This window comes from Dyadobacter alkalitolerans DSM 23607 (assembly GCF_000428845.1).
GTDB lineage: Bacteria > Bacteroidota > Bacteroidia > Cytophagales > Spirosomataceae > Dyadobacter > Dyadobacter alkalitolerans.
Genome location: NZ_AUAS01000036.1, coordinates 1 through 8,716 on the forward strand (window position 1 = coordinate 1; position 8,716 = coordinate 8,716).

10 protein-coding genes are annotated in these 8,716 nt (G+C 43.2%); 6 read left to right on the forward strand and 4 right to left on the reverse strand.

Features of this window, described 5'->3' with window-relative positions:
- Window positions 1–848: DUF5712 family protein (locus G395_RS32475; RefSeq protein WP_169720101.1), on the forward strand; the 848-nt coding region annotated here is incomplete at its 5' end.
- Between the two features lie 109 nt (window positions 849–957).
- Here the strand turns inward: G395_RS32475 and G395_RS31445 are convergent.
- The 3 genes from G395_RS31445 to G395_RS0126710 all read right to left on the reverse strand — a co-directional run bounded on the left by G395_RS31445 (window position 958) and on the right by G395_RS0126710 (window position 4,484).
- On the reverse strand, window positions 958–2,310 hold the full coding sequence (locus tag G395_RS31445) for a T9SS type A sorting domain-containing protein (protein WP_051350435.1): 1,353 nt from the start codon (window positions 2,308–2,310) through the stop codon (window positions 958–960).
- A gap of 46 nt (window positions 2,311–2,356) precedes the next feature.
- Complete coding sequence (locus G395_RS0126700; RefSeq protein WP_026632812.1) at window positions 2,357–3,574, reverse strand: tail fiber domain-containing protein; 1,218 nt, start codon at window positions 3,572–3,574, stop codon at window positions 2,357–2,359.
- A 520-nt stretch (window positions 3,575–4,094) separates the two neighbouring features.
- On the reverse strand, window positions 4,095–4,484 hold the full coding sequence (locus G395_RS0126710; protein ID WP_262485409.1) for a response regulator: 390 nt from the start codon (window positions 4,482–4,484) through the stop codon (window positions 4,095–4,097).
- Between the two features lie 582 nt (window positions 4,485–5,066).
- On the opposite strand from G395_RS0126710, the gene G395_RS30665 reads away from it, so the two are divergent.
- Window positions 5,067–5,558: a hypothetical protein gene (locus G395_RS30665; RefSeq protein ID WP_157486844.1), complete on the forward strand. Its 492-nt coding sequence runs from the start codon at window positions 5,067–5,069 to the stop codon at window positions 5,556–5,558.
- Between the two features lie 7 nt (window positions 5,559–5,565).
- Here the strand turns inward: G395_RS30665 and G395_RS30670 are convergent, their stop codons facing one another.
- Window positions 5,566–6,558 carry a replication initiation protein gene (locus G395_RS30670; protein ID WP_035362178.1) on the reverse strand — a complete coding sequence of 331 codons (993 nt, stop codon included), beginning with the start codon at window positions 6,556–6,558 and terminating at the stop codon, window positions 5,566–5,568.
- A 626-nt stretch (window positions 6,559–7,184) separates the two neighbouring features.
- On the opposite strand from G395_RS30670, the gene G395_RS0126735 reads away from it, so the two are divergent.
- The 4 genes from G395_RS0126735 to G395_RS32855 form a co-directional block, all read left to right on the forward strand.
- On the forward strand, window positions 7,185–7,391 hold the full coding sequence (locus G395_RS0126735; RefSeq protein ID WP_026632815.1) for a RelB antitoxin-like protein: 207 nt from the start codon (window positions 7,185–7,187) through the stop codon (window positions 7,389–7,391).
- On the forward strand, window positions 7,384–7,641 hold the full coding sequence (locus tag G395_RS33190) for a type II toxin-antitoxin system RelE family toxin (protein ID WP_026632816.1): 258 nt from the start codon (window positions 7,384–7,386) through the stop codon (window positions 7,639–7,641). Before G395_RS0126735 ends, G395_RS33190 begins: the two co-directional genes overlap by 8 nt.
- A 389-nt stretch (window positions 7,642–8,030) precedes the next feature.
- On the forward strand, window positions 8,031–8,618 hold the full coding sequence (locus G395_RS0126745) for a BfmA/BtgA family mobilization protein (protein WP_026632817.1): 588 nt from the start codon (window positions 8,031–8,033) through the stop codon (window positions 8,616–8,618).
- A gap of 2 nt (window positions 8,619–8,620) precedes the next feature.
- On the forward strand, window positions 8,621–8,716 hold a 96-nt coding region (locus G395_RS32855; protein WP_229204304.1), incomplete at its 3' end, for a DUF5712 family protein.

Consider the following 8,716-nt stretch of genomic DNA (forward strand, 5'->3'; position numbering starts at 1 on the left):
TGGCACATGTAAACATTACTGCCAGTGAAACGGGCGGCAATACCGGCAGCTGCGGGCAGTTGACGAATTATTTGGAAAAGGAAAACCAGAAGCTGGGCAAAAAAGAGTTATGGTTTGACCAGGTGCGTGATGATATCGGGCCTGACCAGGTCAAAACCGGGATAGATCAGAACGTAGCCAAGCTTAAAAAGGCAGAAGCTAAATTTTACCTGATCAATATCAGCCCTTCCGGAAAGGAGCTTGACCATATTGGCAATGATCCTCAAAAGCTGAAAGCGTTTGCGCGTGAAGTGATGAAAGAGTATGCAGGGAATTTCAATAAAGGGCTATCTGATAAGGATATCATGTATTATGGCAAAATTGAATACAACCGGTATTACACCCATGAAGATCCGGAAGTAAAGCAGGGCCTCCGTCAACGTGGGGAAGCGAAGGAGGGCAATCAGATGCATGCGCAGTTGATCGTGAGCCGCAAAACGGCAGACAATGGCCGGCTGATCAGCCCGATGACCAACCACCGGGGGAGCAACGCCGGGCACAGCCAGAAATTTGGGCAGTTTGACCGGCTGGATTTTACAGAGCGCTGCGAGAAAGCTTTTGACCGAACGTTTGGCTATGAACGTGAGCTGAGCGAAACGTTCCAATACCGGAAGGTGATGCTGAACGGGACAGCGATGCAGCGTGCCGATATAATTGTGGCCGAGCGGAGCCAACAGGCCAGGCAAGCCAAAGAGCAGGGTCAGGCTTTGGGGCAAAACAAAAGGGAAAATAAAGAGATTGTGCAGGAGCCGGAAATGAAACCCAGGCATGGGCAACAGAAAAAGCCCGGTTTCGGGCACGGCATATAGAGATCTTTACTTGCCAGGTTAGACAAGAAAATACCCTTCTGACATAATCGGAAGGGTATTATAATTATTCACAGTTTATAATGCGTTTAGGCCATTATGCCAGTTGTGATTATTTGTTAACCACTATTTTGTGTGTAGAGAGTTCGCCGTTTAGCCGGGTTATTTTTATAATGTACATTCCTTGTGCAAGGTCCTTGATATCAACCGTACCATTGCCAGTTGAAAATGACGCCGACTGATATACTGAGCGGCCATTAAGGTCACTTATAACCATTTCCCTTACATTGGCATAATCCTTGATATTGAGCTTGTCGGAAGAAGGGTTTGGATAAACAGATAAATCTGATGGGCTATCATCAAAATTAATACTGCGGATACGGCTATATGCAAACGTTTCGTCGTTGTCCACCATTTTTAACCGGTACAGGTTTTCTCCGTGCGACGGACCGCCGCTTGCACGTGCGTAATGAGCATATTGGTAATCCCTCAAAACCTTACTTTCACCGTAAGATTCCACGATCCCAATCTTGTTCCAGGTCTTGCCATTGATGCTGTGCTCTACTTCGAAACGGTCACTGTTGGTTTCAGCCGTAGTAGACCATTTTAATTGCGCGGCCTGCCCTTCTTTTGTAACATTGAAGCTGATCAAGGTAACCGGAAGTGGGACTGCCAGTGCGGCAAACGTATAAGCGGTATAAGTATCAGGTACAATAGCTGCTGTTGTCGTAATAGACCCGGCCGTCAGGTCGCTTGTACCGCCTAAGACCGAGGTTGCGTCCATTTTCGAATCAATAGCCACCCATTGCGTCCCGTTCCATCCGACTATGGTCAGTTTGTTAAGCTGGCTGCCTGTAAGTGTTCCAATTGCGCTGCCGGCATCCCACGTCAGAGTGAGCGGGGTTGTGCTGCTTCCATCAATATCCCAGTATTCTACCGTGCTTACCACATCGACATTGGGTCCCATGCTGCTGGTTGCAAATGGTCCACCCGAAGGGAGTGCTGTATAATCGGCTCCGGTAAAAAGATTGCTGGTAGTCGCAGTATTAGGGTCTGCATGAAAATATGCTCCCATAATTCCATCTCCAGAAGCAGCGAACTGGCCCAGGTTGCCATTATCTCCGACGGGAAAGATAAATTGTCCGGTACCATACTTTCGTACGTAACCGTCCACATACCCCGCATCAGATGCGTTTGTTGAAACAAGGTTGGCACCTGAAAAATTAAGGACCCCAAAGTTGCCTGCCTCACGCTGGGTCAGTATTACACCCGGCTGTGCACCGCCGCCGCCGGTTGCAAAGTTGTGGTCGCTAAAAAAGGTCATTTGGGCACCACCAAAAATGGTCGTGTTACCCTGGCTCCCTTCCTGCGCCCGGGCTAAAAAGGCCAGCAGAAGCAGCGCCATAGCAATTAATGCTGTGGTCCAGTCTCTGCTTCCGGAAGAATTGTTATATGTTTTCTCCATTGTTCCGTTTTGTTTATGTGTAAATAGCATTTGAGGATAACCTGCTCTATTTACTAACAGACCCGGACAGTGAAGAGGCCGAACTCGCTGATTTTGCATTCTCACCTGCGCTTAACAAGCGCTCAAGCTTGCTTACGCGCTCGTTAAGTTCTGCACTCAGCTGTGCTTTTTCGCTTTTCAGGGATTCTACTTCCTGGCTGAGCTCCTGAACGGATTTTACCAGCATAGGAATAAGTTTACTGTAATCTACCTGCCAGGGGTTATTTTTAGCATTGGAGCCGCCTACAGTAACTGCTTGCGGGTATATTTTGTGTAATTCCTGGGCCAGTACCCCCGTAGAAAGTGATTTGGTTTGATCTGCTTTGAAGTTATAATCGTACACTTTGACTGCCTTCAATGCTTCCAGCCCGAACTTTGAGGTACGGATGTTTTCTTTCAGGCGTTGATCGGAAGTGACACTATACTGTACCCCGGACCCGTCGTAGTTAACCGAGCCGACAGTAGTGCCACCTACCTGGAAGCCTTGAAACCGCTGTCCACTGACAGCGCCAGCAGGCTTGCTAAGATACAGCGAAGCACCAACTCCGGCACGTTGTATACCCACGTATGCATCACCAGCTGGATTGGTAGTCACTTCTAAACCATTCATATTGGATGTTCCTATCCAAGCACTACCAGTTTGTGCGCCAGTACCTGCCATGATTTTGGTTGTCCCACGAACATCCAGCTGGGATTGTGGCGCTTCATTGTTAATACCTATAAAGCCATATGAGCCCGTTTGTCCTGACATCACAAAGGCATCCGGAATCAGGGTCGAATTAAAATCCATTACCTGCAACCTAATATCGCCTAAGGTATTCGCTCTTAAAAAAGCATATTTGTTTTGCTCAGCATCCACAGCATAACCCAATACAGCACGTCCGCCATTGACCATGATACTAGCAGGCGTGTTAAAATTTGAGCCTCCCATTGGCTCAAAACGGGCAATAACATTAGACGCTATAACATTAGTCTCATTTTCGACCGCCTCGACATGAAGTGTGCTAAAGGGTGCTGTGGTGGTGCCGATGCCCACACGACCGGATTTCATCACGACAGTGTGCCTGTTACTAACTCCTTCCACATCCAGATTGGAATTGGGGGTAATCGTTGTCGGGTTTGTACCGATTTTCACCTGTGCGAAAGCGTTTGACGAACCGAGAAGGATTCCCGCCCCAAGCGTAACTGCGTAAAATGCTTTTGGTAGTAGTTGTTTTGTTTTCATAAGAAGACATGTTGAAAAGTTTATGTACTGGTATAAGGGTGGTATAGTATGAAAACCCTATAAAGCATGAATATCGTAAAATACTTAGAGTGTTAAAAAATTATTTTGATATATAATGGAATAGTAATACTAATTATATTACGAATAATTTTATGAACTAGCAGGGAGTATTAAGTCTAGCTTTAGTGGAAGTGAAGATATAACCGGATGCGCTTTTAAAATAATTTGGAATAATCTAGGTTAAAAGATACTGAGACCATTTAAAAATGCAACCTCCTGCACCTTCCTATGGAACCGATAAAACAGGAGAAAACCCAGAAACCCGCCGGTGCGTTTTTATAACCCTTTTTATGTTAAATGACGGAACACAGAACAAGGGGGTGCCGGCCGGTTGGGCGAAGTTCTTGGTTTTGTACAAGGTTTGGTCACTTTTTCCATTATGTTCCGGAGCAGCGGCCGTACCAGGTGCAGCGGTCTTCAGCCATCATTTACTGTTCTATGGCCTGGGAAAACTAATAATTCAAAAGCACTTGTAAAAAATATCTTTCATTAATTGGAGATACCCACCATACTCACTGGGCTTGCAAATAAACTTCATTGCTCCCGAAGTCAAAGCAAGTTGTTTCAATTCATCTCGATCACTAGTTGAGATAAGTATGGACCTTAAATGTTTAAAATCGGAGTCAGCATAAACCGCTTTTAGAGTTTCAATCCCATTCATGATTGGCATATTCATATCGATCAAGATCAGGGCATTTTTGATGTTTTTGTCCAGAATATCTAATAGCTGTCTACCGTTTGAAGCATAGTGAACGTCAATATTAAGCTGCAAATCGGATATTACCTCTCGCATAAGAAAAAGGTCATCTTCATCATCGTCTACAATGTATATGGTTTTTTTGCAAGACACGTTGAGAGGTTATATTGATGAATATGAACAAGAATTTTTAAGCAGCAATCTTTAATCTCAATTAGGTTAGCGCCGTTAAACGGGGATGGAAAGGAGCGTTTTTTCGTAGTCCGACTTGACTGCGGTGTGCATCTTTTCAATTTTCATCACTTCATGAAGAAACTTGAGCTTTTCTTCGGCAGGTAGTTGCAAATAAGCCTTTAAGACTTTTAAAGTGTTTGTTCTCATAGTTTCTCTATTAGGTTTCTAATTAATTCAGGCCGTAAAATACAGTGGTATTTTTGTCTAAAACCGAGAAAAAACATTATAAAGAGGTGTTTAAAGATAGTAACTATTACTGGTTATCAAGATAATAGGCCGGATGATTTTAGTCTGAGCAATATTACCAGTCACAAAACGTCCCTTTCAAGAGACTTGTGCCGGCGGCCGCCACGCGCGCTAAAACCCTCGCAAAAGCGGCTTAAATAGCCATCTCAACAATCAATGTACCACTTTAAGACGCGGAATTGAGTTAGTAAAACTTACTGTTAGTGCAACACTATGAAACATGTTGTAAATTGTGACAAAACAACAGCGTGCAACATGGCTAAAATAAGCATATCCGAAGCATCTAGATTAACCGGCAAAAACCGAAGCACACTGCACCGACATATCAAATCTGGCAAATTAAGCAAGATAATGGATGGCGATACTCCGGTAATAGATACGAGTGAGCTAGCTAGAGTGTACCCATCATTCAAAGCGCCTGTTGCGGTACAACATGGTGCAGTGGTGTTGCAAAAAAATAGTATGCAACTGCTTGCAACAGGGGGTAAAACAGTTAATGCAACAGCAGAAATAGAGCTCTTACAGCTCAAATTGCAGCATGCCGAAGAAAAGATCACCGTCGAAGAAAATCGCCGTCGGGAGTCTGAGCACCGTGAGCGAGAGGCTAGGGAAGAGATTAGCCGTTTATTAAATATTATTGAAAAGCAGACCTATCTATTGACAGCTGCACCAGGGCAAGAACTGCCGAAGGAAGGGGTTCCGGAAAAACAGTCAAAAAAAGGATGGTTGCGGAGATTATTTAATTAGCCAGTGATTAATCCATAGCAGCCTTGCCGACACGAACCCACACCGCATTACAATATTTAGCCTTGTCTTGGATCTCCTTTCCCTTGAGTTGCCAGTCATAAAGTAACTTATTTGCCCCCTCCATTCCGATCACTTTTGCATAGCGAACTATATTTGCATCCGTCACCATCCATGCGCGTAGTCTTAAAAGTACGTTTTTATGTGCGTCAGAGAATTCAAACCAATCTTCTGGGACATTCTTCGCGATCACGTTTTTAAGGTGGAATTCAAGCGCAATTACAGGCTTGCGACCTCGGGCATGAGAGCTGGAATCCTGTATAGTTTTAAAAGTGAAAGCTAAATCTGTGCTATCTAATTCTTCAAGAGGTTCAGAAAGAGTTTTTTTTATCAAATCTGTTGTGTCAGGATATTTTCCATCGCAATCCATGAGTTTTCTAAATTCCGCAATGGACACCACCCATATTCCTGTATCCTTAAAAGCAGCTAGTAATTCAAACATTCGAAGACTATACCAACTTGAGAAATGCATATAATGCTTTAATTCATAGGTTGTATAATGGGCAATCTCTATGAAGTATGGCTTTAAAATAGGATTAAGAACAACAGTAATAGTGCCATTTTCATATTTACAGTTTACGTCGGATGTATTGAGTAAATGCCTTACCTCAAACCTTTTCTTCTCAATGTCCTCGAGTAACCAATGTAGCTTAGCAAGCTCAACAAATGCATTCTTGATTTTTGTGTAAGAATCAGTGTCGGTATTAGGTACAATGGTTGAAACGTGCATTTGGTAGTAAGGACGCAAATCAGAATCATCATCTTTTATCATAGCCATAACGTTGGCCATAATTCTCTTGGCATAGACAGAGACCTTCTTCTGCCGAGCAAAAGTTACGTTCCAATGCTGTTTAGCATACTTTTTGACATCACTTTCATTATAAATAAGCGGCAGTGTCATTTGCGCAACACCTCTCTTGTCTTTCACTTTAACCTTCTTCATGGCCTTAATCCAGTTTCAAAATGTAAATATAAAGAATTACCAGACTTGTATAAATACAAATCTGATAATTCCTGACCAAAAGTCCGTTTATTTCCTATTAATAAACAGACTTATAAAATAGTAAGGCGTTTAATTCCTGACCAAAAGTCTGTTTATTCAGTATTTAATAAACAGACTTGTAAAATCATAAGGTTTGATATTCCTGACCAAAAGTCGGTTTATTCATGCCGTATCCTGACCAAAAGTCTGTTTATTCCTGACCAAAAGTCTGTTTATTCAAGAAGTACCTATAGTAAACTATATTGTTTTACTACTATATAGTTTGTTGGCAAAATTTCAAGGTTTTAAGAGTAATCAATTTGGTTTTCCACCCGCTCCTTCGGCTTGCGTCGCTTTGCGCACGCTATTTTCTTTGAGAGGGGTGATTGGGAAATTTTCAATTGGATTCTGGTGTGAAAACAAAACAAAAACCTCCGGATGGCTAAAAGCTAAACTGGCGCGCGTCAACTAAATGTTTAGTTGACTATTGTGGAGTTGATTTAATTGAACCCTATCTATCAGGGGCAAATAGGCTGGTTTGATGTTTCGATGGGGAAATGGTATTTTTGGAAAAAAAAGAGGTTAGCATGGTCGACGTACATCCACAGTATATTAACGATACCAAGGGCAACAAGTCGTTGGTTGTCCTGCCAGTGCAGGAGTTTGAATCCCTCATGGAAGAATTGGAGGAGTTGGAAGACATCCGCCTGTATGATGAAGCCAAAAAAGAGGATACTGGGGAACGGATGCTTTTTTCTGATTATCTAAACAGCAGGAAAGCGAAGAATGTCTAGCTATACCATAGTCTTGGCCCCCAAAGCCCAAAAGCAGTTAGACAAGTTTTCAGATCACATTGCTACCCCAATCCTGGAGGCCATTGCCAATTTAGCCGAAGACCCTCGCCCCCTGGGTTGCAAGAAGTTGAAAGGGCGGGACGGGTATAGGATCAGGACAGGCAATTACCGCATCATCTACGAAATTTTTGATACAGATTTAATCATCGACGTTGTTGCGGTCGGTCACCGAAAAGATATTTACGAATAATCTGCCGTGTGAACCAGGCTAAACATTCAAAAAACAGAAGTAAGACAGATATAGAACAAATTTGAGTCGGCTAGTCCCAGTAAACCCTTGGTATGCCCTTCATAACATAGGGTTCTTCGTAAGCCTTATCACCTTGTATCTCAATAACCCCTTAAAACGGCAATCTTTCTCAATTTTCTTATCCCATCCTGTTGTTCTTTTTTAGAAGCAAGAAGAAATTACGCTGTGCGATAATTCATTCTTGCTCTGCGAGGCTAAAATATTGATATTCAATCTATTATATGTTTTTTTATACTGCGATTAGTATAGCTTGAATATATTTTACTGATTAAAGTTGCCTATTTGGCCTTAAATAGCTTATTTGAGTATATCAATTGATATATTGAGCTATGGAAAAAAAGTATAACAAGTCAGTCCGTTTTACAGAGGCAACCGATGAGAAATTCGGCAAAATCGCCGAGAAGCTGGGGCGCAGCAAGCAGGACCTGCTTGCTGAAATGGTCGACTATTTCTATAAATCCAAGAAAGACCCGGCAGACCTGAGCGACGAGCTGTTAAAGAAAGAGCTGGGGCAGGGCATCAACCGGATCATTAGTTTCATCAAAGTCCAGGAAAAGGATATCCTGGCACCGATGCTTGCCGAGCATAAGATACAGGCCGAGCAGGTCAAGGGGTTAGGCAGCCAGTTTGAAGCTTTCTTTGAAATGCTTCCGGAGGGCAAGATGCGGGGCGAGTTTGTGAGCCTGGCCACAGAAATGCTCAGGTCTTTCAATGGCAGCAAAGAGGTACTTTTAGAGGTACAGAAGAACCAGAGGGAGGTCTATGCTCTGCTAAGGGGGAAGGAGCGATTACAGGATCATTATATCAAGATTCTGGAAAACTACATACAGGTCCGGGATGGTCTGAATTCTTTGACACAGTCCAAACTGATCAGAGATCTTCAGGACGAAACCCGCCGCCAGCTTAAAATGATTTGATTATGGCACATGTAAACATTACTGCCAGTGAAACGGGCGGCAATACCGGCAGCTGCGGGCAGTTGACGAATTATTTGGAAAAGGAAAACCAGAAGCTG